A 26,548-nucleotide genomic window follows, 5' to 3' on the forward strand; every position below is an offset into this window, starting at 1 on the left:
CGCCCACGGTTATCTATACGTTAATGTATATTTCCGTGGTCACCGCAGCCCGGCGAGGACGCCCGACGCAGGCCGAAGTCAAGAAGCTGCAACAAAGGCTGCGCAAGGCTGCGATCGCGACATTCATCAAGCACGGCTACGACGGTGCGAGCATGGATGCGATCGCCAAAGCGGCCGGCACCACCCGACGCACTCTCTACGCGCGCTATCCCAACAAGCGTTCGGTCTTCCTCGACGTCATTCCGTGGGCGCTCACCCGCAAAACCGAGCATGAAGGCACGCACGAAGTGGATGACAATGACCTGCGAGCCGCCCTTGTTGCGGTCGGTCGCGCCGGTCTGCAGCGCGCAATCGATCCGGACATGGTGCGCCTGAAGCAGATCGCCATGACCGAATCGGCACGGTTTCCCGAATTCGCCGTGAGCGCGCATTCCATGACCTGGTCCCCGCGCCACCGGCAGGTGATGGACCTGCTTGCTCGCCACCAGCGGGCCGGAGCCATCGAGGTCGATGATCTCGAGTTGTCCGCCGGCCACTTCATCGCGTTGGTCGAGCATCTACCCGCGCGGCTGGCGGATTCCGGGATCTACCGCGCTCCCGAGGAGGAGGAACGCCACTTGCAGCACGCCGTCGACTTTTTCCTGCGTGGCGTTGTGCGCCGCGACTGACGCAGTCACCCACCATGACGTGCCCCGGCTTGGTTTTGGTGCACGGTGGTGCGCACGCCGCCGATTGCTGGGCTCTCATGGTTGCCGAATTAGCCCGGCAGGAACCGGAATACGGTCCTCGCGGACGACCTGCCCGGCCGCGCCGGCAGGCCGGCGGACCTGACCGCCGTCACGATCGCCGACGGGGTGGAATCCGCGGTCGCCGATATCGAGTGCGCTGAACTCGGCGACGCTAGGCGTGCGCGCGACGGGGTCGCCACCATCATTTCGTTGAAAATTGTCATTGACATTTGTCAGTGATCAGCTCACGATAGCTTCCGATGACAACACACCCCAATGAGAAGCCACAGGGACGCCAAGCGCAGCGGCTCGAGACTCGCCAACGCGTCTACGAGGCGGCGGTGGCCGAGTTCAAACGATCGGGTGTCGCGGACGCCGACATCGCCGCGATCATCTCGACCGCGGGTGTCGCGCGCGGGACCTTCTATTTTCATTTCCCTACCAAGGAGCACGTTCTCGAGGAGATCGAGCGGGATCTGGTCACACGGCTCGCCCGCGAGTTGGCCCGCTTCGTCGCGGCGGAGCCCGACGTGTGGTCCACCCTCTCGGAGGTGGTAAGGCTGGTGCTGGCGGCGGAATCCAGATTCGGCCCGCGCCTCTTCAGAGATGTTTTGGCCCTGCATTTTTCACAAACCCGGCCCCCCGGCTTCGGCAGGCCCGCGGACCATCCACTGGTGGCACTCGTCGCCCAGCGGATCGCGCGGGCGCAACGGGACGGGGTCGCGCGTTCGGAAGCCGACCCCGAAAACAGCGCGCTCTTCTTTTTGTTGGGGTTCTACGCGCTGCTCGTCACCAATCACGACTCCAAACTCGTACGCGGTCGTGTGCTCGACGAGTTCCTCGAGAGCACACGGCATGGTCTTGGAGCCCGGTGAGTCGACCGGGAGCCCACTGAGCGATTGGAGGTTCGACCGTGTGGCAGGAATTGGTGCGTCTGGGTTTCGGATGGGGCGCAGCGGCTGTGCTAGTTGGCTTTTGGTACTACGTCCTGCGCGGCATCGGCACCTTCTGACCAGCGCGCATGGGCCCCTCGGTCGGGGCGCCCTCAAGAATTCATCGATCCCTCGAGAAGGGAGCAAATCGCACCGTGAATCCCGAACGGCGCCGAAAGCGGGCCCTGATGGTATTTCAGATCTTCATCTATGGCTACCTGCTGCTGATGTTCGGCATCCAATTGTCAATGTGGGCGACGCGAAACTGGTAGGAGTGGCCATGAATCCGCCTCTGATAAAGCGCTTTTCCGGATCTGGCAAGGCGCCGGTTCCCGCATTGGGGTCAGGTGGTGCCCCGTCGGTATCGCTTGATGACCACATCGAGCAGAGCCGGGCGGCACAACGCCGGGCCGACAAATGGTTGATTGCCGGAGCATTGCTGATGGGGGCCAACGTCCCCGGCATCTTTGGCCTGCCGCTATTCCTTTACGGGCTGGCGTTGCTTCGACGTTCGCTGAAATCCGGCCTGTCGGTGCGCCCCATCATGGTCACCTTGATCGGGTATCTGGTCATCCTGGACGCCGGGCTCAACCTGCAGGGTTGGATCCTGGACATGGTTGCCAACCATTCCCTCATCTACCGTGTCCTATATACGGCGTGGGGCAATGCTTTTGACGCCGGATACTTCTGGCACTACAACCAGCTGTGGATCGGCGGCGCGAGCGCGCCGGGCGAAAAGGGCTGGGAAGTCGCGCTCATCCTGACGGTGTTTCCAATGCGGATCGCCGCTGCCATCGCCTTCCTGCAGATGAAGCGTTGGGGCCACCAGTGGCTGCTCGTCACATGCTGGTTCGGCGTGGTGATCTGGATCGGTTACGTGATGAACATGACCGTCTACGCCGACGTCCGGTATTCGGGGGTGGTGTTCCCGGTGCTCGGGTGGTGGATCTACGACATCATGTACATCACTCCCTTCCTGGCGATCCCGTACCTGCACACCGTCAACCGCGAAATCTTCACGGATTAGGGAGCATTCGATGAGTGCATCGAGGGTCGACCACGATTCGCCGGACGAATCCGCGGTTGAGGAACTGCCGGGGGGCACCACGAAAGAGTATGCGCGGATGCATAAATGGCTGAAGCACGGCATCATGGTGTGCCTGGTCGGGCTGGTCCTCGAGGGGGCGTTCACGCTGCCGTTCTTGGCGATCTGGTACGGGTATCCGACCCTGAGCTTCCGTGACATCTGCAGCGAGCTCATGAAGGTGCGCTACAGCAACGAGTCGCTGGAATGTCGACACCCGTACCCGTTTCCGGGCCCGCCGATCAGCGGCGCGCCGGAGGGCGCGGGCATCAACACGGCCAAGGACCAGTGGGGGATTCAGCCCGTACCGCAATATCCGCGCTTGGGCTTCCGTGAGCTGGTCAGGATTCACGATCAACGGATTGCCCGGCAACAGGCCGAGCACGATCGGGCAGCCGCGCATCGGTGACCGGACGGCCTTGGCCTCGCCTGGCCGGAGCCGTTAATATACAGTATTGTTCAATTAACTGCCGCTGCGTCGACCAAAGGAGCACCCGATGCGATCAGCAGTACAGCGCCTGGTGAAGTTGGTTGGGGCCGACGACTGCTTTGACATCGACCCCATCGACCTGCTGCCCGTGCAGTTGGAGGCGGCCAACGAGCGTCTCGCGGCCCAGGCCCGGCGCATTCCGCTGTTGGCCAATCGTGCGGAGTCGGGCGGCATCGAAGACATCGCGCAGCCCGCCGACTTGGTGCCGCTGCTTTTCGCCCACACCACCTACAAGACCTACGCCGAAGGCTGGCTGAACGACGGCCGGTGGGACCGCATGGGCAGGTGGCTGGCCACCGTCTCCACCCGTGACGTGGAAGGCCTCGACACGGCGGGGGTGGAGACGCTCGATGACTGGCTTAAAGAGCTGGAGACCGTCGGCCATTACCTGTCGTGCTCGAGTGGCACCACCGGCAAGCCCGCCATGCTGTCATGCACCGAGGGTGATATCGCACTCTCGGCCCGGATCAACATCGAAGCGCTGCTGTGGGCCACCGGCCTCACCCGCGGTGAGGACCGCAAATTCCTCGGCCTGGGCCCGCAATTCGCCGCCCCACGCGAGGATGCGATACGTCAGGCGATGGTCGATTGCTTTTCCTCGCGATACCCGCCCTACCAATTCGGCGACGGAGAGCCGATCACCGTCGGGTCGATGGTCGACATGATCACGTTGCGCCGCAAGCTGGCCGACGGCACTGCGCGTCCTAACGAGATCGCGGAGTTCGAACGTATCGCCGCACAGCGCGGCGCGGACATGGAAGCCGCGGCCAAAAAAGCGGTCGACGCGGTGATCGAGGCCCGTGACGTACCGCTGCTGGCGACCGGCATGTTCGCCACGCTCTATCAGATCGCCGAAGGCATCCGGGCCAAGGGGCACGGCGGCGACGACTTCGACCCGAACAACGCGATGATGGTCGCCGGCGGGCTCAAAGGCGCTGCGCTACCGGAGAATTACCGCGAATTCGTGCTCGAAACCTTCAACGTCACTGAGGAGCGGCTGTACCACGCGTACAGCATGCGCGAGATCAATGCGACCTTCCCGCTTTGCCATCACGGTCGATACCATGTCTCGCCCTGGGTGATCATGCTGCCGCTGGATAGCACCGGCGAGCACTTGCTGGATGTCGACGCCGAGGAGATCGAGGCCCGGGCGGCCTTTTTCGACGCCTCCATTGAAGGGCGCTGGGGCGGGGTGATCAGCGGGGACCGGGTCAGTGTCAGTTTCGGCAAGTGTGGGTGCGGCCACCAGGGGCCGACGATCGGCCGTGAGATCACGCGTTATTCCGACCTGCCGGGTGGCGACAAGATAACCTGCGCGGGCAGCATCGACGCCTATGTGCGAGGTGTGTCATGACCGTCGCCGATGCCTTGAGGGCGCCCCATTTCGTTCAGGGGGTATTGATCGAAGGCGAGGCGACGCGCCACCGCTCACGTGATCTCGGCGCTGACTTCGTCACTCCCGCAATCGATCTCGACGCGCTGGTCATGCCGCGGTCGCAGCTCCCGCCCTTGCTGGACGTCAAGCTCGAGGAGATCATCGACTTCCTGACCGAAACGGGCGAACGTCTGCACCTTGATCGCAATCCGCATCTGCAGCGATGCCTGGACCTGATCGCGGCCACAAATCCCTTGCCGCGGCGCGTCGTCGAAAATCTGTATCGCCAGGCGCCGATGTATCTGACCAAGCCCCTCTTGGAGAGCATGGTCAATTCGAATTTCGCCAATCGCGAGGCACTGGACGGATGGGTCGAGCGCGTCGACGCATACGGCAACAAGGGGGCCGTGCGGGCGTTTCCGTCGCGGATGGTGCACATGCTGGCCGGCAATGCCCCGTCGGGGTGCGTCGCATCGATCGCCCAGGGCGCTCTGGTCAAGGCGGTCAATCTGTTCAAGCTGCCATCGAGTGACCCCTTCACCACGGTGGCGGTGCTGCGCACCATGGCCGAGATCGACCCGAAACACCCCGTGGTGCGGTCGATGTCGGCCATCTACTGGCAGGGCGGTGACACCACCATCGAACGCACCCTGTACCGGCCGCAGTACTTCGACAAGATCGTCGCCTGGGGCGGCGGCGAGGCGATCAACAACGTGATTGGGTACCTGGGTCCCGGGATTCAGTTGATCTCGTTTGATCCGAAGTCCTCGATTTCGATGATCGGGCGCGAGGTTTTCGAGTCCGAGGACCGCATCGTCGACGTCGCCGATCGGCTGGCCGCCGACGCGACGGTGTTCAACCAGGAGGCCTGCCTGGCGAGCCGCTTCGCGTTCGTGGAAGGTGAACGGGCCCAGGTCGAATCGCTGTGCGGCGCGCTGGCGCAACGGCTGGCCATGGACCGTGATTTCGCCTCCGCGGTGGGCCCGCCCCTGGCCTCGGAGGTGCGTGACGAGATCCAGGTGATGGCGGCGATGGGCGATCTCAAGTTTTGGGGTGACTTCGACGGGCGCGGGTTGGTGATCCTGACGGATCGGCCCGTCGAATTTCAGCCGACGAACAAGACGTCGAACGTCGTCATGGTCCGCTCACTCGACGACGCCGTTCGCTACGTCAATGTCGCCACCCAAACCATTGGCGTGTACCCATACGAACGCAAGGCGCAGGTTCGGGATCGACTGGCGAGCGCCGGGGCTCAACGTTTGTGCCGCCTGGGCACCGCGAACGCGCACGTGCTCGGCAGTCCACATGACGCGATGTATCCACTGCAGCGATTCGTTCATTGGATGGGCGACGACGACATCGCCGGCGCGAAGGGGTGAGACCGACCGGCCGCGCCGCACGCTAGGTTGCGTCAGGGAGCCCGAGTTGAGGAGACGCGATGACCGGAGCAAGCGCCGACGTCTGGGAAGTCATGGCGACCGCCCGAACGATCCGGCGCTTCACCGACCAACCGGTGGACGACGCGACCCTGACGCGGTGCCTCGAGGCGGCGCGGTGGGCTCCCTCCGGTGCCAATGCCCAGGGCTGGCGTTTCGTGGTGCTGCGGTCGCCCGAGCAGCGCGCCGTGGTGGCCAAGGCCGCCGCCCACGCACTGCAGGTGATTGAGCCGGTCTACGGAATGAGCCGGCCCGCCGACGGCGACAACAGCCGTCGCGCCCGCACCTACCGTGCGACCTACGAATTGCACGATCGCGCCGGCGAATTCACGTCGGTGCTGTTCGCGCAGGCGCACTACCCGACGGCGTCGGAACTGCTGCTGGGCGGTTCGATCTTCCCCGCCATGCAGAACTTTCTGCTCGCCGCTCGTGCGCAGGGGCTCGGCGCCTGCATGACCAGCTGGGCCTCCTATGGCGGTGAACAACTGCTGCGCGATGCCGTCGGTATCCCCGAGGGCTGGATGGTCGCGGGGCACATCGTGGTCGGGTGGCCCAAGGGCAAACACGGGCCGCTGCGCCGCCGTCCGCTTGCCGAGTTCGTGAACCTCGACCGCTGGGATGGCGCCGCCGACGGGCTGCTCGACGCTGCTCGAGTTCCCGGCCAGCCGGGCGCTCGACGCCTCGGGCCCGGCTAACCGGGCACTCGGTGGGATGGCGTTCGGTGAACCCATGCCCGGATTCAGAGATTATTACTTCCGGAACCGAGAATGATATTCTCGCCGTGACAGTCACGACGAGAGGCGGCGCGGATGCTGTTGGAGTTCGATGCTGATCAGCGACTGTGGCAGGACACGGTGCGCGATGCCGTCACCAAGCAGTGCCCGCCCTCGCTGGTGCGCAGCGTGGCCGAAGAAGGCGTCGACCCGAGCCCGCTGTGGAAGTCCTACGTGGATCAAGGCTGGACTGAGCTGAACGATCCGGAGAGCACGGTCGAGCTCGCCATCGTTCTCGAAGAGTTGGGCCGCGCCACCGATCCCACACCGTTCCTGGCGACGATGAGCCAGTTCGCGCCGCTGGTGGCGGATCGCTTCGACCCGCACGAGTCGGGCACGGCCGTGTACGGCGGGGTGGTGGCATACCGCGACGCCGAAGGCTGGGTGTTGGACGGCACCGCGCGCCATGTGCTCGACGGCGATCGCGTCGACCGCCTGGCGGTGGTGACCGATGCGGGCGTGTTCATCGCGCCGTCCAGCCAGGTGTCGGCCCGCCGCACGGCGGTCTTCGACCCCGTCCTGCACGTGGCCGACCTGTCGTTCAGCGAGGTCCGGGTCCCCGACACCGCCCGTATCAGCGTCGACCACGAGCGCGCGCACCATATTGCGTTGACGGGCATGGCAATCACCATGGTCGGCGCCTGCCAACGCATCCTCGACCTGGTGCTCGAGCACGTGAGTAGCCGCCAGCAGTTCGGTGTGCCGATCGGCTCGTTCCAGGCCGTGCAGCACAAGGCCGCCGACATGCACGTCGCGGTGCAGCGGGCGAGGGCGTTGGCGTACTTCGCGGCATTGACGATCGCGGCCGACGATCCGCGCCGCCGGCTGGCGGCCGCGATGGCCAAGGCGTCGGCGGGGGAGTGCCAGTCGCTGGTCTTCCGTCACGGCCTGCAGCTGCACGGCGCCATGGGATTCACGTGGGAGAACGACCTGCAGTTCGCGCTCAAGCGCGCGAAGGCGGGCGAACTCATGCTGGGCGGCGCGGCGGAGCATCGGGCGCGGATCGCTGAGGAATATCGTGCAGCTGGCTTTTGATCCCGACGTCGAGGCGTTCCGGTCCGAGTTTTCGGCCTTCCTCGACGAAAACCTGCCTCCCGCAAGCGAAACGAGCGAGCGCCCGCGGTCGGTGTCGCACATGCCGCAGTGGGCGCGGCGTTGGCAACGGCTCCTCTTCGACAACGGCTGGTTGTTGCCGAGCCAGCCACCGGAATACGGTGGCCGCAACGCGACCGTGCTGCAGCAGTTCGTCTACCTGGAGGAACTGAGCCGCCGCCGCATCTATCACAGCTTCAACCCGCAGGGCGTCAATATCGTTGCGGCATCGTTGTTGTCGTTCGGCAGCGATGAGCAGAAACAACGCTGGGCCGTGCCCGTCCTGCGCGCCGAGATGACCGCGTCGCTGGGGATGAGCGAGCCCAGCGCGGGTTCTGACCTGGCGTCGCTACGCACCCGCGCGGTGCTTGACGGCGATCACTTCGTCGTCAACGGGCAGAAGGTGTGGACCTCCGGGGCCCACGACGCCGACTTCTTGTTGACCTTCGTGCGGACGGACCCAGATGCGCCGAAGCACAAGGGAATCAGCGCGCTGGTCATCCCCACCGACACCCCCGGCGTCGTCCGCCGGCCCTTTCCGTCGATCTGCTCGATCGACGATTTGGACTTCAACGAGGTGTTCTTCACCGACGTGCGGGTGCCGGCGGAAAACCTGGTCGGTGACCTCAACCAGGGATGGATGGTGGCCAACGGTTCGTTGGGCCACGAGCGCACCATGATGTGGCTGGGCTTTGCGGACCGTCTCGAGAACATGATCGATGACTTCCACCCCACCACCGATGTCGAGCGCGACCAGTACGCCACGACGATCATGGACCGGCAGGCGCTGCGCCTGCTGGGCTCGGCCGCCCTGGCCCGCACCGCCCGTGGCGAAGACGACGTGGCCGCGATCTCGGTGCTCAAGCTGCTCGGCTCCGAAGCGGAGTTGCGCGGGATGGAACTGGCGCTGACCTCCGCGGGCGCCGACGGGCTCGTCCAGCCCGGGCAGACCGGGCCGTATGCGCACATGAACCTCGATCACTACTTCGCCAGCTGGTTTGAGCGCTTCGCCCGCAGCTTCTCGGGGACCATCGCCGGCGGCACGTCGGAAATCCAGCGCAACATCATCGCCCAGCGGGTGCTCGGCCTCCCGCGCGGCTAGCGCCAGCTGGCCGGCCAGCCACGGCAACGCGGCCGCCGCGCAGTGTGAAGCCACGGCTTTGAGCGTGAAGCCACGGTGGCAGCCACCGGCGTGTCGTCGCCCTCAGCGCACAGTCAAAGCCGCGGATTCACACTCGATGACGATGCGACCCAGCGACACCTAATGTGTTTTAGACAGGGTCGAATTTGGTGATCAGCCACTTGCCGTTGACCCGGGTCAGGCTCACCAGCACGCTGCTGGAGGCCATCGCTGGGTCGGGGTTGTCCTTGCTCGTGGTGCTCTGATCGACCAGCACCAGCACGACTGCCGAATTCGGATGCAACTCCTGGACCGCGGCCCCCAACACCCGAGCGGTGGTCTTCAGTGACTTCTGTTTGGCCGCCGGAGCCACGATCTGCTCGGTGAACTGGTTGTAGTACGACAAGAAGTCGCCGGACAGGTGCGACTTGGCGGTGGCGAAATCTTTGTCGAGAGAGTCGGGCGAGTAGGAGAGCAGCGCGACCGTTCCGTCGGAGGCGGCATTGACGACCGCGGTCGCGACGCTGGCGTCTGTCTGTTTATCGGGCCGGTACTGCTTGAAGTACAGCCACGTCGCCCCACCACCGGAAAGCAGCAGCAGCGCAATCAGAATCGCGGGAACGATTTTCACCCTGCGCCGCGCCCGTGGGGGACTTGTTTCGCTGCCCTCGGTTCGGTCGGCAGACTCGTCGGCGGTGTCGATGCTGGGCTCGTCCTCACTCATGGGATGAACTCCACGTTGGACATCTTGTATTGTCCGCCGTCGTTTTTGACGGTCACCTTGAGCCGCCAATTGCGCGGTTCGTCTTTGGCGCCCGCGGCGTTGGTGATGCGCGACGTCGCGGCGACGAGAACCAACGCGAAATCGCCGTTTATGGATTGCACGGCCGCCGCGTTCACGGTTCCTTTGGTAACCACTTTGGACTGCTCGACGACGGTCGTGAAATCTTTTGCGCGGGCCTGGAAGTCGTCGTGGAACTGGCCGGTCGAGCTGTCGATCACCCGCTGGACGTCCTCCTTGGCCTTATTGCAGTCCATGGAAGTCAAGTTGACGACACCTTGTCTGGCTCCCGCGACGAAGTTCGCGATCCGCTGGCTGCGCTCGTTGACTTCATGGCGGTTCCACATCATGTATCCGCTGGCCGCGACGAAGGCGCAGATGAGCAGGATGACGGCCACTTTCCACGTCACGGACAGCGGCGGCATTCGCAAGCGCCGCCGGCTGCGGGCCGGCTCGGTTTCCGGTTCCGCGTCTTCGGGGGTTTCGTCGGAAACTTCTTCTTTTTCGGTCTCCGCCTCGTCGGCGTCGGTTGCCTCGTCGGTGTCGGCGACGTCGTCGTCGGCCTTCGGCCCGTCGGTGTCGGTTGCTTCCTCGGCGGCCTTCTCCTCGGCGGCCTTGTCCTCGGCGGCCTTTGCCTCGGCCTCTTTTCGGGCTTCGTCCAGCGCTTCGCGCCGGAGCCTGGCGGCGCGGGCGCGGGCGCGCGCCGCTGCGGCAAGCGCTTCGGCTTCGGCTGCTTCGGCCTCGGCTTCCTCGAGCAATGCCCTGGCATCGGCTTTCGACGTGGCCGAATCGCGCGGCGGTTCTTTGGCCTCAGCCATCGTGCTTACCGACTCCTGTACCTCTCACGCGGCTAGAATCGCACGAGCGTGAACGGCCAACTGTTGGTGCCCCCCGGTCCGCCACCGCAACCGGTGTCGAACGTCGAGTCGACCTGACCCGCCAGCGTCACCGCATCCCACGAGTAAACATCATGCGAGGGAAAGAACTGGACCACGCAGCGCACACCATCGGGCACGTCGACGGCCATGGTGTAGCGGCCGTTGGACAGGCGGGCCTCTCCCCGGTAGACCGTCGCCTGCCCGTTGGGCTGCGGAGTCGCGTAGATCTGCAGGCATCCCGGCTGATTAGGGAAGCACGGGTTGATCGACCAAACCCAGAAATGGCCGGGATCCCGGTCCGAGTTCACACTGTAGTTGGAATACAGCATGTCCGCGTGGGCGGTCGGCGCGATGGTCAGCGCGGCCATGGCAACCGCAAGGCTCACTGCGAATCGCTTCACCGTTGCGTCTCCCATCTCTGCACACGCGCTTGCGCCCAAATATAGGGGGCGGTCACGCTGAACAGGCCTACTCGGAAAAATTGCGGCCGTCAACGATTGGTCCGTCCAGGCCTACCTAGTCGATGACCGCGGCTTCCTTGCGTTCGGTGATCGGCCGGGCGAGCTCTTGTTCGTCGCAAATGCGTTGGAGCTTTTCGAGCGTCTCGTCCAGGCCGGCTCCGATCCTGCGGCCGGGCGTGAAGGTCGCCGGCAGCTTACGCATGCCCTGGATGACACCGATAGTCTCGTAATGGACGGTCCCCTCGGGATCGCACTTGTAGTCGGGCATCCGGTCGAGAACCGCGGTGAGCATGGATTTGAACACCGTGCGTGCCACATTCGACCCGATGCAACGGTGGACCCCGAGCCCAAAGCTGAAGTGCCGGTTACCCTTACGGTCGAGGATGATCTCGTCCGGGTCGTGGAACACCGCGGGGTCTCGGTTGGCCATCGCCCACGAAATCCACAGCCGCTCGCCCTCTTTGAACCGGGTGCCGTCGAGTTCGGTGTCTTCGGCGAAGGTCCTGCCGTCCCCGGGTGCCGGGGTGAAGTAGCGCAGGAACTCTTCGGTCGCCGGGTCGAGCAGGGTCTTGCGCTCGTCGCTGAGCAGCTGCCGTTGCTCCGGGTGCTCCGAAAGCCACTCCAGCGAGTGCGCGGTGAGTGCGGTCGTGGTGTCGAAGCCACCGCCGATGACCAACCCGAGGTTGCCGAGGATCTCGAGTTCCGGGGCGGGCTCGCCGTCGATGCGCATCTGGAGCAGACCGTTCACGATTCCTGGCCGGGGGTTGGCGCGGATCTCGATCATGTTGTTGACCATGTCGAGTCCCATCTCCCGGTGCATCGCGGTGACCCGCTCGATGTCGGGGGAGTGCTCGGGCGTGTAGACCGCGGCATGCACCGGCTCGCTGTACATGTTCCACTTCTTCAGCGGGATGCCGAGCATGGCCAGGGTGAAGACGGCGGGCACGATGTTGGCGAGGTCGTCGACGAAGTCGATGCTGCCGCCCTCGATCTTCTCGTCGAGGCAGGCGCGCGTCACGTCGTCGATGAACGGCTCCCAGCGCTTGATCGCGGCCGGGGACAGATAAGGGTTGAGCACGGTCCGGTAGGTGCGGTGCTCGGGGTCGTCCATCTCCAGGATGCCGCCGCGGACGGCGCTGACGCGGCTGGCCGTGGGGATCGAAATGCCTTTATAGCCACGGCGTTCGCCGTGGATGTCGTGGTCGTTGGAGACCGCCGGGCAGCGCGCCAGCTCGAAGACCTCGTGGCTGCCGGCCGCCACCCAGTGGCCGCCGTAGGTATCCGTCCAGGCCATGGGGCACTTGGCGTGCATCTCTTCGGTGATGGTCTTGAACTGCGACCGATACTCGGAAGAATGCCGATCGAAGTGGTATCGGTTCTTCTTCCGGTCACCGTCATTGACGACGTCGTCGACACTCAACGCTCTGTCTCCCTCAGTGTTTCGCTTCTACGACTTCGGTGCCGGCTCAGTCTTCGGTGATCATGATGGCCTGCTCCGGACACGACTGGGCCGCCTCACGAACCTGGTCCTCCCGATCGGCGGGCACCACTTCGTCGATCGCCGACGAGCTGCCGTCGATGTCGCTGAGCTGAAACGAATCCGGAGCGATCATCGCGCACAGGGTATGGCCCTGGCATCGCTGCGAATCCACCCAAACCTTCACGGCTGTCTCCTCTCACCTGATGCTGGTTGCCGGGCACCGTCGACGAATCGCCACCGCTCAGGTGTTGCGACCGCCGTTGACGCCCAAGATCTGACCGGTGATGTAGCCGGCTTCCTCGGACACCAGAAACGCGCACGCCGCGGCGATGTCCTCGGGTGTGCCGATCCGACGGACCGGGGTGCGGGCGATGGTCTCCTCGATGTCGCCGAGGAAGCCGTTCTTCTCGGCGGCGCGCAGCATCGGGGTGTCGATGAAGCCGGGCGGCACGGCGTTGACCGTGATGCCCTTGGGCCCGTACTCGAGTGCCAGCGATTTCGTGAGGCCGTTGACCGCCGACTTGGCCGCCACGTAGTGACTCATGTAGGGCGCGCCGGAATGCGTGCTCGACGAAGAGATATTGACGATGCGCCCCCAGCCGGCCTCGACCATGTCGGGCAGCACCGCCTGGACGGTGTGGAAGACGCCGTTGAGGTTGACGTCGATCACCCGCCGCCAGTCCTCGAAGGTGATGTTGTGGAACTTCTTGAAGCCGTCCAGCCCGGCGGCGTTCACCAGAACCGTCACCGGGCCGAGTTGGGCGCGGATCGCCGAGAGCGCGGCGTCCACTTGCGACCGGTCGGTCACGTCGGCGGTGAAGGTGAACTCGGCGTCCGACGGCCGCAGGTCGATGGTGGCGACGTTCAAGCCGTCGGCGCGTAGGCGCCGCACGACGGCAAGGCCGATGCCGGATCCGCCACCGGTGACCACCGCAGTCTTCATCTTGAGGCCTCTACTCCGACGGGGGCCATTTCAGCCACAAAGAATCTCCCTTACAATTATGAGAACCCTACTCTCCACGCGGAGTGGCGTGCAACACGCCCGCGAAACCGCGTTCGGCCTGCGTCGAGAGGGCCTCGGGGGCAACTTCTGGCCGTTTGCGCCGCTGGTCAGCACCTCGATCTCATTCCTGAGACTTTCTTGAATTATCGAAACTCGAATGTAAGATTCGCCGGGGAAGAGAATGAAATTATCGTGATCGTCACCACACCAGGGGGTACCGGCATGCCTGCCCAGGACACGGCAGAACCCGCCGTTGGGTCCACAGCGACCATCGCGGAGGCCGCGCCTGAGCCGGGCCCGGGGTCAGGCGCGGACCGCCGCCTGTTGATCGACGGCCGCCTCGTCGCCGCCGGCAAGACGTTCGCTTCGATCAATCCCGCGACGGGCGCCGTCATCGGGCACGCCCCCGACGCCGGCGCCGAGGAGGCCGAAGCGGCGATCGCGGCGGCGCGGCGCGCGTTCGACAGCACCGACTGGCCCACCGACGTCGAGTTGCGCATTCGCTGCCTCGACCAGCTGCACCGGGCGCTCGTCGAGCACGCCGACGAGTTGCGTGAGCTCACCATCGCCGAGGTCGGCGCCACCCGCGCGCTGACCCAGGGCGCGCAGCTCGACGAGCCGATCGGCATCGTGCGCTTCTACGCGGACCTGCTGCGCACCTATCAGTTCTCCGAGGACCTCGGGGAACGGGAATCGCGGGGCATGCTGCACCACCGCTGGGTGGAAAAGGAAGCCGCCGGGGTGGTCGGCGCCATCATCGCCTACAACTATCCGAACCAGCTCGCGCTCGCCAAGCTGGCACCGGCGCTGGCCGCGGGATGCACGGTCGTGCTCAAGGGCGCCCCGGACACGCCGCTGGTCACCTTGGCGCTCGGCGAGCTGATCGCCAACCACACCGACATTCCCGCCGGCGTGGTCAACGTGCTCAGTTCGTCGGATCCCGCGTCCGGGGTCGCGCTGACCACCAGCCCGGACGTCGACGTCATCACCTTCACCGGATCGACCGAGGTCGGGCGCAAGATCATGGCCGCCGCCAGCCAGACCGTCAAGCGCGTCTTTTTGGAGCTGGGCGGCAAGTCGGCGGCGATCATGCTCGACGACGCCGACTTCGCCAACGCGGCGCTGTTCGCAGCCTTCAGCATGGTGACCCACGCCGGCCAGGGGTGCGCGCTCACGTCGCGGCTTCTGGTGCCCCGATCGCACCACGACGAAATCGTCGAGCTCATCGCGCAGAACTTCGCCAAGGTGAGCCACGGCGACCCGGCCGACCCCAAGACCTACATGGGGCCGCTGATCAACGAACGGCAGCGGGACAAGGTCGACGGCATGGTCCAGCGCGCCGTGGCCGCCGGGGCAACCCTGGTCACGGGTGGCAAGCGGCTCGATCCCGGCTATTTCTATGCGCCGACGCTGCTCACCAACGTCGATCCCGACAGCGAGATCGCGCAGGACGAGGTCTTCGGGCCGGTGCTCGCGGTGATCGCGTTCGACGATGACGACGATGCGGTGCGCATCGCCAACAACTCGATCTACGGCCTGGCGGGCGCGGTGTTCAGCCGCGACCAGGACCGGGCGCTGGCCGTGGCGCGCCGGATCCGGGCCGGATCGTTTTCGATCAACGGCGGCAACTATTTCGGCGCCGACAGCCCGTTCGGGGGCTTCAAGCAGTCGGGCGTCGGCCGCGAGATGGGGGTGGCCGGGTTGGAGGAGTTCCTCGAGCGCAAGACGTTCGCCGTTCCCGCGGTGCCGACCAAGGGGGCGGGCGCGTGAGGCCGCTGGAGGGCATCCGGGTGCTGGAAGTCGCCATGTACGGGTTCGTCCCGTCGGCGGGCGCGGTGCTCGCCGAATGGGGCGCCGACGTGGTCAAGGTCGAGCACGCGGTGACCGGCGACCCGCAGCGCGGGCTGCGCCAGACCGGGATGTTGCGCGTCGAAGGCGATCCCAACCCCAACATCGAGCACGCCAACCGCGGCAAGCGCAGCATCGGGCTGGACATGTCGGTGCCCGAGGGCAAGGAAGTGCTCTACGAGCTGGCCCGTCGCTCCGACGTGTTCCTGACCAGCTTCCTTCCCGCTCATCGGAACAAGTTCGGCATCGACGTCGACGACATTCGTACGGTCAACCCGAACATCATCTACGCCCGCGGCAGCGCACTCGGCCCGCGCGGCGGCGAGGCGGAGAAGGGTGGCTACGACATGACCGCCTTCTGGTGCCGGGCGGGAACCGCGGCGACCATCACCCCCGCCGGGATGCCGGGGATGATCGCCCCGCCCGGACCCGCCTACGGCGACACCATCTCGGGAACCAACCTCGCCGGCGGCATCGCGGCCGCGCTGCTCAAACGTGAGCGCACCGGCGAACCGTCCGTCGTCGACGTGTCACTGCTGGGCAGTGGGCTGTGGTCGATGGGGCACACCGTCGCGCTGACCAAGCATCTGGGGCAGCGGCTCGAAGCGCCCCCGCCCGGCGTGCACGGCGCGCCCAACAATCCGTTGGTGGGGCTGTACACGACGTCCGACGGCCGCTACATCTCCTTTGTGATGATGCAGCCCACCAAGTTCTGGGCTGACGTGTGCCGCCACGTCGACCTGCCGGAGCTGGCCGACGATCCGCGCTTCGCCACGGTGGAGGAGATTGCCGCCAACACGGCGGAAGCGGTGGAGCTTTTGAGCAAGGCCATCGCAACCCGCACCCTGGCCGAGTGGAGCGAACGCTTCGCGACGCTGTCCGGGCCGTGGGCGCCGGTGCAGGACACCCTGCAAGCCGTCGACGACGCGCAGATCCGCTCGAACGAGTACATGGTGCGAGCGGGTGAGCTCGAATTGGTTGCCAACCCGGTACAGTTCGACGTCGCAGCGCCACAGACCGGACCGGCCCCCGGGTTCGCTGAGCAGACCGACGAAATTCTGATGGAACTCGGACTCGATTGGGACCGCATCATCGAGCTCAAGACGGCCGGCGCCGTCACCTAGGACTGGAGTTTGCCTGATGCCGAACATGTTTGTTGCGACCCACCCGTGCCGCGTCGCCGTTCCGGCGTTGCGGAGTCCGATAACGGTTATGCCTTTTTCGCTCCGCCGGGACGGCGCATGAGTCATAATCTCCGGACGCTTCAAGACGTGGGGCCACCCGTTTTGCAGCGCCGACTCCCGCAGCAGAACGGAGGACTGGCGTGACCGAGGTCGCGGCTGTCGTACCGGATGTCGACTCCGAAATGCGGCCGCCCGCTGCGCATTTCGCCATCGGCGGCACGGCTTCGCGGGCGCCGGTTCTGCCGAATCTACCGCAGGCCTTGCGCCGGAACAAGACTGGCAGTCTCGTAATGCCGAAAGGGTGTTGTTCCCATGGCGAATAAAGGGGCTGACCGCTGGTCACCCGGGATCATGTTGGGGCGCGGCTCCAAGCCGGCACAGGCGATCGGTGGGTTGTTCGCGATGTCGGCGGACGCGGTCAAGTTCTTGTTCCAGCGCCCGTTCCAGTGGCGTGAGTTTCTCGAGCAGTCGTGGTTCATCGCGCGGGTCGCGATTGCGCCGACATTGTTGGTGGCCATCCCGTTCACCGTTCTGGTCAGCTTCACCCTGAACATCTTGCTGCGAGAACTCGGTGCCGCGGACCTTTCCGGCGCGGGCGCGGCGTTCGGCGCCGTCACTCAGATCGGCCCCATGGTGACCGTGTTGATCGTGGCCGGCGCCGGCTCCACGGCGATGTGCGCGGACTTGGGGTCGCGAACCATCCGAGAAGAGATCGACGCGATGGAGGTGCTCGGCATCAATCCGGTGCAGCGCCTGGTGACTCCGCGCATGCTGGCCGCGGGGCTGGTGGCCCTGTTGCTGAACAGTCTGGTCGTCATCATCGGCATCGTCGGTGGCTACGCCTTCTCGGTGTTCATTCAAGACGTCAACCCAGGCGCGTTCGCTGCGGGCATCACCTTGCTCACCGGCGTGCCGGAAGTGATCATTTCTTGCGTCAAGGCAGCGCTTTTCGGCCTTATTGCCGGATTGGTCGCGTGCTATCGCGGGTTGACGATCACCGGCGGTGGCGCCAAGGCCGTCGGCAACGCCGTAAACGAAACCGTGGTGTATGCCTTCATGTCCCTGATGGTCGTCAACGTGGTTGTCACCGCCATCGGCATCCGATTTTCGGCCAAGTAGCGGCCAAGTAGTGACGAAGGAGGTGTAAGGACAGATCGTGATAGCCCTACGCGCTACCTACCCGCGTCTGACGCGGCAGCTTGAGAAGCCCGTCAGCACGTTGAGTCGGATCGGCGATCACACGCTGTTCTACGCCAGGGCGCTGGCCGGGGTGCCGTTCGCGACGGCCCACTACCGCCGCGAAATTATTCGCCTCATTGCCGAAATCAGCATGGGGGCGGGCACATTGGCGATGATCGGCGGCACGCTGGGAATCGTCGGCTTCATGACACTCGCCGCCGGTGGCGTGCTGGCCGTCCAGGGCTATAGCTCGCTGGGCAATATCGGCATCGAGGCGCTGACCGGATTCCTATCGGCCTTCATCAACGTGCGGATTGCCGCGCCGATCGTCGCGGGCATCGGCTTGGCGGCCACGTTCGGCGCCGGCGTGACCGCGCAGCTGGGCGCCATGCGGATCAACGAGGAAATCGACGCGCTGGAATCCATGGCTATCCGGCCGGTTTCGTATCTGGTCAGCACCCGGATCGTCGCCGGGATGCTCGCGGTGACCCCGCTCTATTCCATCGCCGTCATCTTGTCGTTCGTGGCCAGTCAGTTCATCACGGTGTTCATGTTCGGTCAGTCAAGCGGTTTGTATCAGCACTACTTCACCACGTTCCTCAACCCCATCGACTTGCTGTGGTCATTCCTGCAAGCCGTTTTGATGGCGCTGACCGTCTTGTTGATCCATACCTACTTCGGTTACTTTGCCTCCGGCGGCCCGGCCGGCGTCGGCGTCGCGACCGGCAACGCGGTGCGCACCTCGCTGGTCGTGGTGGTATCCGTGACGCTGCTGGTCTCGCTGTCGATCTACGGCTCCAACGGCAACTTCAACTTGTCCGGGTAGGGGAGGAGACCTGACGTGACGGACCGCCTCGGACCCGGCCCTATCGACCGTTCGGAAACAGCCAGCAGCGCAGCGCCTGTCGCGGCGTCACCCGGTGGCAACTTCGGCGCGCAATCGTATGCGCGCCCCCTGGCCGGTTTGGCGACCGTCGCCGTGGTTGCCGTGATCGTCGCCGTTGCCGTTGGCCTGTTTCGGGGCTCTTTCACCGAAACCGTGCCGGTGACCGTGATTTCGCAACGAGCCGGCCTGGTCATGAACCCGGACGCCAAGGTCAAGATGCGCGGCGTGCAGGTGGGCAAGGTCGCCTCGATCGACCCGCTTCCCAACGGCCAAGCAGCCATCCACTTGGCGATGGACCCGTCCCAGTTGCACTTCATCCCCGGCAACGTGCTCGTCGACATCGCGTCCTCGACGGTGTTCGGCGCCAAGTCCGTCCTGCTCGTAGAACCGGCCGAACCCTCGGCGCAGCGGCTACACAGCGGCCAGACGCTGCAGGGCCAGCACGTCATGGTCGAAATCAACACGGTGTTCCAGCAACTGGTGTCGGTCCTGAGCCACATCGATCCGCCCAAGCTCAACGAGTCGCTGGGTGCGCTGGCACAGGCGTTCAGTGGGCGGGGTCCACAGCTTGGCCAATCGCTGAGCGACCTGGATTCCTTTCTCGCCAGGCTGGAGCCGAGCCTGCCCGCTTTCCGGCATGACCTCGCGGTCTTACCGGTGGTGTCCAACGCCTACGCCGACGCGGCGCCCGACCTGATGAAGACCGCCTCGAACGCGACGCGGATCAGCAAGACGATCGTCGACGAGCAACGCAACCTGGATGCGCTGCTGATCAGCGCGATCGGCCTGGCCGACATCGGCAACGACGTCTTGTCGACGAACCGTCAACCGCTGACGGACGTGGTGCATCTGCTGGCGCCGACCACGGATCTGACCAATGAGTACGCCCCGGCGCTCAACTGTGCGTTCGCCGGGCTCGTACAGATAACGCACGGGGCGCCGTTGTCGGAACCGAGCATCAACATCTCGGCGAGCCTCACGTGGGGCGCAGAACGTTATCGGTATCCGACGAACCTGCCCAAGGTCGCGGCGACGGGCGGCCCGCAATGTGTGGGCCTGCCGAAGCTGCCGTTCAATACCGCCCCGCCGCAGTTGATTGCCGACATCGGCGCCAACCCGGTGAACTACGGAAACCCGCAGCTGTTGCTCAACTTCGACGGGCTGAAGCAGCTGTTGTACGGGCCGATCGCCGGCCCGCCGCGCAACCCCGCCCAGATCGGACAACAGGGATGAGAACGCGCGCAACGCTCATCAAGTTCGCGACCTTTGCGGTCGTGATGGCGGTGCTGACCGCCTTCCTGTTCTTCATCTTCGGCCAGTACCGGACGGGCGCGACGACCGGGTACTCGGCGGTGTTCAACGACGTGTCGCGGCTGAAACCGGGCGAGTCGGTGCGCGTCGCCGGGATTCGCGTCGGCACCGTCGACAGCGTTTCGTTGCGGCCCGACAAAAAAGTCGTGGTGAAGTTCGATGCCGACCGCAACGTCGTCCTCACCGAGGGCAGCAGGGCGGCGGTCCGCTACCTGAACCTGGTGGGCGACCGCTACCTCGAACTGCTCGATGGTCCGGGCTCTCCCAAACGGCTGCCCGCCGGCGGTCAGATTCCCGTCAGCCGCACCGCGCCCGCGCTTGACCTCGACCTCCTCCTCGGCGGACTGAAACCCGTTACGCAGGGGCTGAATCCGCACGATGTCAACGCGTTGACCGCAGGGCTGCTGCAGGTCTTCCAGGGTCAGGGTGGGACGATCGAGTCGCTATTCACCAAGACGACGTCGTTTTCGAACGCCTTGGCCGACAACGATCAAACCGTGCAGCAGCTGATCGACAACCTCAACACGGTGATCGGCACGATCGCCAAGGACGGCAAACAGTTCTCCGGCGCAATCGATCGCCTCGAGCAGCTTGTCAGCGGGCTGTCGAATGACCGCGACACGATCGGGTCCGCGATTGACGCCCTGGACAAGGGAACCGCCTCGCTGGCGGATCTGCTTGCCGAGGCTCGCCCGCCGCTGTCGGGGACCATCGCTCAGCTGAATCGACTGGCACCCATTCTCGACAACGACAAGGACCGCATCGACACCGCAATTCAGAAGGCGCCCAGGAACTACCGCAAGCTGGTTCGACTCGGCGTGAACGGCGCCACCATCCCGTACTACATCTGCCAGTTCGGGCTCCGTGGTACGGATCTCAACGGCAAGACCGTGCGCGCCAATATCTTCAGGTCAGATGCAGGAAGGTGCACGGAACCCTAATGCTCAAGTATCGCGGAGCCGGGCTGGTCAAAGCCGGACTCATCGGCACCGTCCTGGCGGTGATGGTCATCCTGGTGGGGCTGTCGCCCGACCGATTCGTCGCATGGGCGACGATGGTCAGGTACCAGGCGCTTTTCACCGAAGCCGGGGGCCTTGCGGCGGGCAACCCCGTCATCGTGTCGGGGATGAAGGTCGGCACGGTGTCGGATGTGAAGCTGCGCCATGGCGATGCGCTGGTGACGTTCGCGATGAAGGGCAACGTCCTGCTCGGCTCGGAGACCTCCGCGCACGTCCGCACGGGCACGCTGCTGGGCGAGCGGATGCTCGCTGTGGAGTCCGCCGGCAGCGGCACGATGCACCCGATGGCCCTCATCCCCGTCTCGCGCACGTCCTCGCCGTATTCGTTGACCGAAGCGGTCAGCGACCTGACCACCGACACCGCGGGAACCAATACCGCGGCGCTGAATCAGTCGCTGGACACGCTGGCGGCGACGCTGGATCAGATTGCGCCCCAAATGGGCCCGGCCTTCGACGCGCTCACTCGGTTATCGCGCACCCTCAACAGTCGCAACAAGAACCTGGGAGACCTTTTCAAGAGCGCCGGCGACGTCACCGGGGTTCTTTCCGAACGCAGCCAGCAGGTCAACAAGCTCATCCTCAATTCCGACTCCCTGCTCCAAGTCCTGGTGGCGCGGCGTCAAGAGATCGTCGACCTGCTGGCCAACACGTCGGCGGTGGCCAAGCAGCTGACGGCATTGGTGCACGACAACGAAAGCACGTTGGCGCCGACGCTGGAGAGACTGAATTCGGTGACCGCGATGCTGGAAAAGAACCGCGACAACATCGCCAAGTCGCTGGCGGGCCTCAAGAAATTTCAGATCACGGTCGGTGAGGCCATCGCCGGTATGTACGCCTACCAGGCGTTCGCCCCGAACTTCCTTATCCCGCAACTCTTCCAGGAGTTGTTCGACTACCTCTGGGGATTCCGCACCTTCGATACGTCGAAGGGTCCCGGCTTCCCATCGCCGGTGCCTCGGGCGCTGACCCCCTGGCCCTACAACTCCATTCCAATGTGCCCTGGCTGCACGTTGGGCGGACGGGTCGGAGGGTCACAGTGACCTCCTGGACCTCTCGGATCCCGCGCAAGCGGCTCGCGGCCGTGACGGCGGTTGCCTTGGTCGGGCTCCTGCTTGCCGGAGCCGCCGTGGTCGTCCGCAATACGTTCTTCGGGCAGAAGACGATCACGGCCTATTTCACCACCGCCACCGCAATCTATCCCCACGACGAGGTGCGGGTTTCGGGTGTCAAAGTCGGCACCATCAAATCCATTCAGCCGCAGGGCACCCAGGCCAAGATGATCCTCAAGGTCGACCATGACGTGCCGATTCCGGCGGACGCGAAGGCGGTGATCGTCGCCTCGAACCTGGTGTCCGCCCGCTACGTTCAGCTCGCCCCGGCCTATCGAGACAGCGGGCCGGTCATGCGGGACGGCGCGGTCATACCGGTCGAACGGACCGCCGTGCCGGTCGAGTGGGACGAGGTCAAAACCCAGTTGATGCGGCTGGCAACGGATTTGGGACCCAAAAGCGGGGTATCGGGCACATCCGTCGGCCGGTTCATCGACAGCGCCGCCAACGCCCTCGACGGCAACGGCGACAAGCTGCGGCAAACGCTCGGTCAGCTCTCGGGCGTCGGCCGGATCCTCGCCAACGGCAGCGGCAACATCGTCGACATCATCAAAAACCTGCAGACGTTCATCGGCGCGCTGCGCGACAGCAACGTGCAGATCGAGCAGTTCAACGGTCGCCTGGCCACGCTCACCAGCGTCGTCAACGACAGCAAATCCGACCTGGACGCGGCGCTGACCGATCTGTCGACGGCGGTCGGCGAGGTACAGCGCTTCATCGCCGGCACGCGCAACCAGACCAGCGAACAGATCGCCCGATTGGCCGACGTCACGCAGAACCTGGTCGATCACCACCTGGACCTGGAGAACATCCTGCACGCAGCGCCGAACGCGTTCGGCAACTTCTTCAACGACTACAACGCCGACACCGGAACCATCGTCGGAGGATTCGGGCTCATGAACATGTCGAATCCCACATGGGGCGGTCAGGTTCTGTTATCCGTACCCGGCTGCACACAAATCGGCGCCATCGGGAACATCACCTCGGTCGAAACGGGCAAGCTCTGCTCCCTGTTCATTGGTCCTGGATTGCGGCAGACCAGCTGGAATAACTCGCCCCTTCCGCTAAACCCGTTCATATCCAAGTCGATTGACCCGGCGAGGGTTCTCTACACCGAACCGCGCCTGGCACCCGGCGGGGAGGGCCCGAAGCCCACGGCACCCGAGATCCCGCCCGCGGTATCGGCCTACACCGGCCTGCCGGGTGACCCGGTGGGACCGCCGGGGGCGGTGCCACCGGCGCGGATACCGGGCGCGGCGATGCCGCTGCCGCCCCCACCGTCGACACCGGCGCCACCACCGCCGGCGCCGAGTGCCTCGGAGATGCTGTTGCCGACAGACGGGCCGCAACAATGATCGCCCGGGTGGCGGCACGGCGGGTGTTCACCGTCGGCTGTTGCGTGGTGTTGACGGCGACGGGATGCGCGTTCCACGGCCTGAATTCACTACCCCTGCCGGGCGCGGTCGGACGCGGGCCGGGGGCCAACATCTACCACGTCGAACTCCCCAATGTCGGTACGATGGAGTCGAATTCGCCGGTGATGATCAACGACGTCGTGGTCGGCAGTGTCGGCACGATGAGGGTGCATGGCTGGCACGCCGACGTCGAGATCTCCGTCAAGCGCGACGTGGTGGTCCCGGCCAATGTGGTGGCCACCGTCGGTCAGACCAGCCTGCTGGGCTCGATGCATGTGGAGCTCAATACCCCGCTGGGCCAGCAGGGCAGCGGACGGCTGCAACCGGGCGCCACCATCCCGCTGAGCCGGTCCTCGGCCTACCCGTCGACCGAGCAGACGCTGTCATCGCTGGGTGCGGTCGTCAACGGCGGTGGACTGGGTCAGATCGGGGAGGTCATCCACAATTTCTCGGCCGCCCTGTCCGGGCACGAGGGTGCGGTGCGTGACCTGATCACCCGCCTGGACACGTTCGTGGGAACTCTGGACGACCAGCAGGACAACATCATTGCCTCCATCCAGGCGCTGAATCGGCTGTCGGCCACCTTCGCCGACCAGCGCGACGTTGTCACCGACGCGCTGCGCAAGATACCGCCGGCGCTCGAGGTGTTGATCAAGGAGCGGCCGCGTCTGACGGCGGCGCTGGATCACCTCCGCGTGTTCAGCAACACCGCCAACCGGCTGGTCAACGACGCCCAGGCCGACCTGGTGAGGAACCTCAAAAACTTGGAGCCGACCATCAAAGCGCTCGCCGACGTCGGACCGGATTTCGGCGCGGCCATCGCGGCGTCGTTCGTGTTCCCGTTCACCCAGAACTTCGTCGACCGAGCCGTCCGAGGCGACTTCTTCAACCTGCATTTCGATTTCGACCTGACGATCCCAAGGCTCAAGAAGGGATTGTTCCTGGGAACCCACTGGGGGCAACTCGATATGCCGGTGCCGCCGGTGCCCGGCGATCCGTATCGCATGAATTACACGCTCGATCCCCTGCATAACCCGCTGAGGCCACCGTGGGTCGATCCCGACGCGTTGCCGTTGCCCCCGCCACCGCCGGGTGTGGTGCCGGGACCGGGGAACTATGGACCTCGTCCGGGGCCTGCTCCGGCTGAGGCGCCGATGCCTGACGCGAATCTTGGTCAAACGCCACCGCCGGCGGAGGCACCTTCGACGGAAGCGGGTGGATAGATGCTGACGCGCTTCGTTCGTATCCAGCTGGGGATTTTTTTGGTCGCCGGGATCATCGGCGTGGTCGCGATGGTGCTCTTCTACATTCAGGCGCCGACCCTGCTCGGCATCGGCCGGATGACGGTGACGCTGGAGTTGCCGGCCACCGGCGGGCTGTACCGGTTTTCCAACGTGACCTACCGCGGTGTTCAGCTCGGTAAGGTCACCGCGGTGGGTTTGACGCCGACGGGCGCGAAAGCGACGCTGTCGCTGAGCACTTCACCCAAAGTCCCCGCGGACCTCACCGCGGAGGTGCTCAGCGTCTCCGCGGTGGGCGAACAGTACGTGGACCTGCGGCCCAAAACCAATTCGCCGCCCTACCTGCACGACGGGTCGGTAATCTCCGTGCGCGACACCACGATTCCGCAGCCGGTCGCCCCGATGCTCGAGCAGGTCAATGCCATGGTTCAAAGCATCCCGAAGGCCAAACTCGGCCAACTGCTCGACGAATCCTTCGAGGGCTTCAACGGCACCGGTTACGACCTGGGCTCACTGATCGATTCGTCGAAGACGCTGTCGCGCGACGCCAACGGCGTCGTCGACCGCACCCGGGCCCTCACCGAAGACACCGGGCCGCTGCTGGATACCCAGGCGCACACCACCGACTCGATCAGAACGTGGGCGCGCAGCTTCGCCGGCATCTCGGATGTGTTGGTGAACAACGATTCCCACTTCCGAACCATCCTGCAGAAGGGTCCGGACACCGCGAACGAAGCCTCCCGGCTTCTCGAACAGATCAAGCCGACGCTGCCGGTGTTGCTCGCGAACCTGACCACCATCGGGCAGATCGGCATCACCTACCACCCCTCGATCGAGCAGCTGCTGGTGCTGCTGCCCTCCGGGGTCGCCATCGAGCAGGCCGCTACGGGTGAAAACCACCCCGACGGTAGGGCTTACGGCGACTTCGCGGCCACCGTCGACGATCCGCCGATCTGCACCGTCGGCTTCATGCCGCCCAACACCTGGCGATCCCCGGACGACCTATCCGACATCGACACACCAGACGGGTTGTATTGCAAACTCCCGCAGGATTCACCGATCGCGGTTCGCGGTGCCCGCAACTATCCCTGCATGGGTCACCCGGGCAAGCGCGCGCCCACCGTCGAAATCTGCAACAGCGACAAGCCGTACATGCCGCTCGCGATGCGCCAGCACACCACCGGGCCCTACCCATTGGATCCGAATCTGATTTCCCAGGGCGTCCCCCCCGATGACCGGATTACCGTCAACGACAGGATCTTCGGCCCGGTCGAGGGCACGCCGCTGCCCCCGGGGGCGGTGCCGCGCGGCGACGCGGCGGGGCCGCGGGGAGAAAATCCACCACCGGGCACGGCGGGGGCAGCTGTGCCCCCCATCCCGTCGTCGGGACCAACGCTGGCGCCGATGACGAGAATGTCGGCTGACATCCCGGCTTTTGCGCCGCTCGATGTCGCTGCCCCGGGCGAGCTTCCGACGCCACCGCCGCCACCACCGGTGCCCGCACTAGCGCCCGCACCGCTGGATCAGGTCGACGGTGGACAGCCCCAGGCCGCGCCAAGCTCGTTCGGCGCCAACACATCTAAGCCCGCGCCCTCGGTCGTGGTGGCGAAGTACGATCCGCACACCGGTCGTTATGTCGGCCCGGACGGAAAGTTGTACCAGCAGTCGGATCTCGTCGCTGCGAAGGCGCCCAAGACGTGGAAGGACATGCTCCCCACCTGAA

General features: G+C 65.2%; 25 protein-coding genes. 19 read left to right on the forward strand and 6 right to left on the reverse strand.

What is annotated here, in order from left to right; genetic code table 11:
• Positions 1–23: 23 nt before the first annotated feature.
• The 9 genes from W7S_RS03940 (at position 24) to W7S_RS03985 (ending at position 9,012) form a co-directional block, all read left to right on the forward strand.
• On the forward strand, positions 24–668 hold the full coding sequence (locus tag W7S_RS03940; RefSeq protein WP_014710989.1) for a TetR/AcrR family transcriptional regulator: 645 nt from the start codon (positions 24–26) through the stop codon (positions 666–668).
• 320 nt (positions 669–988) lie between these two features.
• Positions 989–1,603: a TetR/AcrR family transcriptional regulator gene (locus tag W7S_RS03945; RefSeq protein ID WP_041297755.1), complete on the forward strand. Its 615-nt coding sequence runs from the start codon at positions 989–991 to the stop codon at positions 1,601–1,603.
• Between the two features lie 337 nt (positions 1,604–1,940).
• Positions 1,941–2,687: a hypothetical protein gene (locus W7S_RS03955; RefSeq protein WP_041298153.1), complete on the forward strand. Its 747-nt coding sequence runs from the start codon at positions 1,941–1,943 to the stop codon at positions 2,685–2,687.
• 10 nt (positions 2,688–2,697) lie between these two features.
• Positions 2,698–3,153, forward strand: coding sequence for a hypothetical protein (locus tag W7S_RS03960; protein ID WP_014710992.1), 456 nt, complete (start codon positions 2,698–2,700; stop codon positions 3,151–3,153).
• A 169-nt stretch (positions 3,154–3,322) separates the two neighbouring features.
• On the forward strand, positions 3,323–4,588 hold the full coding sequence (locus W7S_RS03965; protein ID WP_232525872.1) for a hypothetical protein: 1,266 nt from the start codon (positions 3,323–3,325) through the stop codon (positions 4,586–4,588).
• The gene (locus W7S_RS03970) at positions 4,585–5,988 is read left to right on the forward strand and encodes an acyl-CoA reductase (protein WP_014710994.1); all 1,404 of its coding nucleotides are present in this window, start codon (positions 4,585–4,587) and stop codon (positions 5,986–5,988) included. The genes W7S_RS03965 and W7S_RS03970 overlap by 4 nt, the downstream gene beginning before the upstream one ends.
• A 59-nt stretch (positions 5,989–6,047) precedes the next feature.
• On the forward strand, positions 6,048–6,740 hold the full coding sequence (locus tag W7S_RS03975) for a nitroreductase family protein (RefSeq protein WP_014710995.1): 693 nt from the start codon (positions 6,048–6,050) through the stop codon (positions 6,738–6,740).
• Between the two features lie 114 nt (positions 6,741–6,854).
• On the forward strand, positions 6,855–7,853 hold the full coding sequence (locus W7S_RS03980; RefSeq protein ID WP_014710996.1) for an acyl-CoA dehydrogenase family protein: 999 nt from the start codon (positions 6,855–6,857) through the stop codon (positions 7,851–7,853).
• Positions 7,837–9,012 carry an acyl-CoA dehydrogenase family protein gene (locus tag W7S_RS03985; RefSeq protein ID WP_014710997.1) on the forward strand — a complete coding sequence of 392 codons (1,176 nt, stop codon included), beginning with the start codon at positions 7,837–7,839 and terminating at the stop codon, positions 9,010–9,012. The genes W7S_RS03980 and W7S_RS03985 overlap by 17 nt, the downstream gene beginning before the upstream one ends.
• 169 nt (positions 9,013–9,181) lie before the next feature.
• Here the strand turns inward: W7S_RS03985 and W7S_RS03990 are convergent, their stop codons facing one another.
• The 6 genes from W7S_RS03990 to W7S_RS04015 all read right to left on the reverse strand — a co-directional run bounded on the left by W7S_RS03990 (position 9,182) and on the right by W7S_RS04015 (position 13,573).
• Positions 9,182–9,754, reverse strand: coding sequence for a hypothetical protein (locus W7S_RS03990; protein WP_014710998.1), 573 nt, complete (start codon positions 9,752–9,754; stop codon positions 9,182–9,184).
• Entirely contained in the window at positions 9,751–10,629 is an 879-nt protein-coding gene (locus W7S_RS03995; protein ID WP_009951806.1) for a hypothetical protein, read from the reverse strand. Before W7S_RS03995 ends, W7S_RS03990 begins: the two co-directional genes overlap by 4 nt.
• A 32-nt stretch (positions 10,630–10,661) precedes the next feature.
• Complete coding sequence (locus W7S_RS04000; RefSeq protein ID WP_172417488.1) at positions 10,662–11,105, reverse strand: hypothetical protein; 444 nt, start codon at positions 11,103–11,105, stop codon at positions 10,662–10,664.
• Between the two features lie 100 nt (positions 11,106–11,205).
• Positions 11,206–12,570 (reverse strand): cytochrome P450, encoded by a 1,365-nt coding sequence (locus W7S_RS04005; RefSeq protein WP_009951809.1) that lies wholly within the window; start codon positions 12,568–12,570, stop codon positions 11,206–11,208.
• Between the two features lie 46 nt (positions 12,571–12,616).
• Complete coding sequence (locus W7S_RS04010) at positions 12,617–12,814, reverse strand: ferredoxin (RefSeq protein ID WP_009951811.1); 198 nt, start codon at positions 12,812–12,814, stop codon at positions 12,617–12,619.
• A 57-nt stretch (positions 12,815–12,871) separates the two neighbouring features.
• Positions 12,872–13,573 carry an SDR family NAD(P)-dependent oxidoreductase gene (locus W7S_RS04015; RefSeq protein ID WP_014710999.1) on the reverse strand — a complete coding sequence of 234 codons (702 nt, stop codon included), beginning with the start codon at positions 13,571–13,573 and terminating at the stop codon, positions 12,872–12,874.
• Between the two features lie 252 nt (positions 13,574–13,825).
• Here W7S_RS04015 and W7S_RS04020 point away from each other — a divergent pair, with 252 nt between their 5' ends.
• From W7S_RS04020 to W7S_RS04065, 10 genes are all read left to right on the forward strand, one after another.
• Positions 13,826–15,403: an aldehyde dehydrogenase family protein gene (locus W7S_RS04020; protein ID WP_085976426.1), complete on the forward strand. Its 1,578-nt coding sequence runs from the start codon at positions 13,826–13,828 to the stop codon at positions 15,401–15,403.
• Positions 15,400–16,605, forward strand: coding sequence for a CaiB/BaiF CoA-transferase family protein (locus W7S_RS04025; RefSeq protein ID WP_009951816.1), 1,206 nt, complete (start codon positions 15,400–15,402; stop codon positions 16,603–16,605). The genes W7S_RS04020 and W7S_RS04025 overlap by 4 nt, the downstream gene beginning before the upstream one ends.
• Positions 16,606–16,977: 372 nt before the next feature.
• Positions 16,978–17,784, forward strand: a complete 807-nt coding sequence (locus W7S_RS04030) for an ABC transporter permease (RefSeq protein WP_014381835.1) — start codon at positions 16,978–16,980, stop codon at positions 17,782–17,784.
• Positions 17,785–17,824: 40 nt separating this feature from the next.
• Positions 17,825–18,670 (forward strand): ABC transporter permease, encoded by an 846-nt coding sequence (locus W7S_RS04035; RefSeq protein WP_026071391.1) that lies wholly within the window; start codon positions 17,825–17,827, stop codon positions 18,668–18,670.
• A 129-nt stretch (positions 18,671–18,799) separates the two neighbouring features.
• Entirely contained in the window at positions 18,800–19,963 is a 1,164-nt protein-coding gene (locus W7S_RS04040) for an MCE family protein (protein ID WP_308012930.1), read from the forward strand.
• A complete protein-coding gene (locus tag W7S_RS04045; RefSeq protein WP_014379201.1) occupies positions 19,960–20,982 on the forward strand; it encodes an MCE family protein in 1,023 nt (340 codons plus the stop codon). The genes W7S_RS04040 and W7S_RS04045 overlap by 4 nt, the downstream gene beginning before the upstream one ends.
• Positions 20,982–22,100, forward strand: coding sequence for an MCE family protein (locus tag W7S_RS04050; protein ID WP_014383867.1), 1,119 nt, complete (start codon positions 20,982–20,984; stop codon positions 22,098–22,100). The genes W7S_RS04045 and W7S_RS04050 overlap by 1 nt, the downstream gene beginning before the upstream one ends.
• Positions 22,097–23,524, forward strand: a complete 1,428-nt coding sequence (locus W7S_RS04055) for an MCE family protein (RefSeq protein WP_009951822.1) — start codon at positions 22,097–22,099, stop codon at positions 23,522–23,524. The genes W7S_RS04050 and W7S_RS04055 overlap by 4 nt, the downstream gene beginning before the upstream one ends.
• Positions 23,521–24,807, forward strand: coding sequence for an MCE family protein (locus tag W7S_RS04060; RefSeq protein ID WP_014711002.1), 1,287 nt, complete (start codon positions 23,521–23,523; stop codon positions 24,805–24,807). The genes W7S_RS04055 and W7S_RS04060 overlap by 4 nt, the downstream gene beginning before the upstream one ends.
• Positions 24,808–26,547, forward strand: coding sequence for an MCE family protein (locus W7S_RS04065; RefSeq protein ID WP_014711003.1), 1,740 nt, complete (start codon positions 24,808–24,810; stop codon positions 26,545–26,547).
• Position 26,548 lies beyond the last annotated feature (1 nt).

The organism is Mycobacterium sp. MOTT36Y (genome assembly GCF_000262165.1).
Classification (GTDB): Bacteria; Actinomycetota; Actinomycetes; order Mycobacteriales; family Mycobacteriaceae; genus Mycobacterium; species Mycobacterium intracellulare.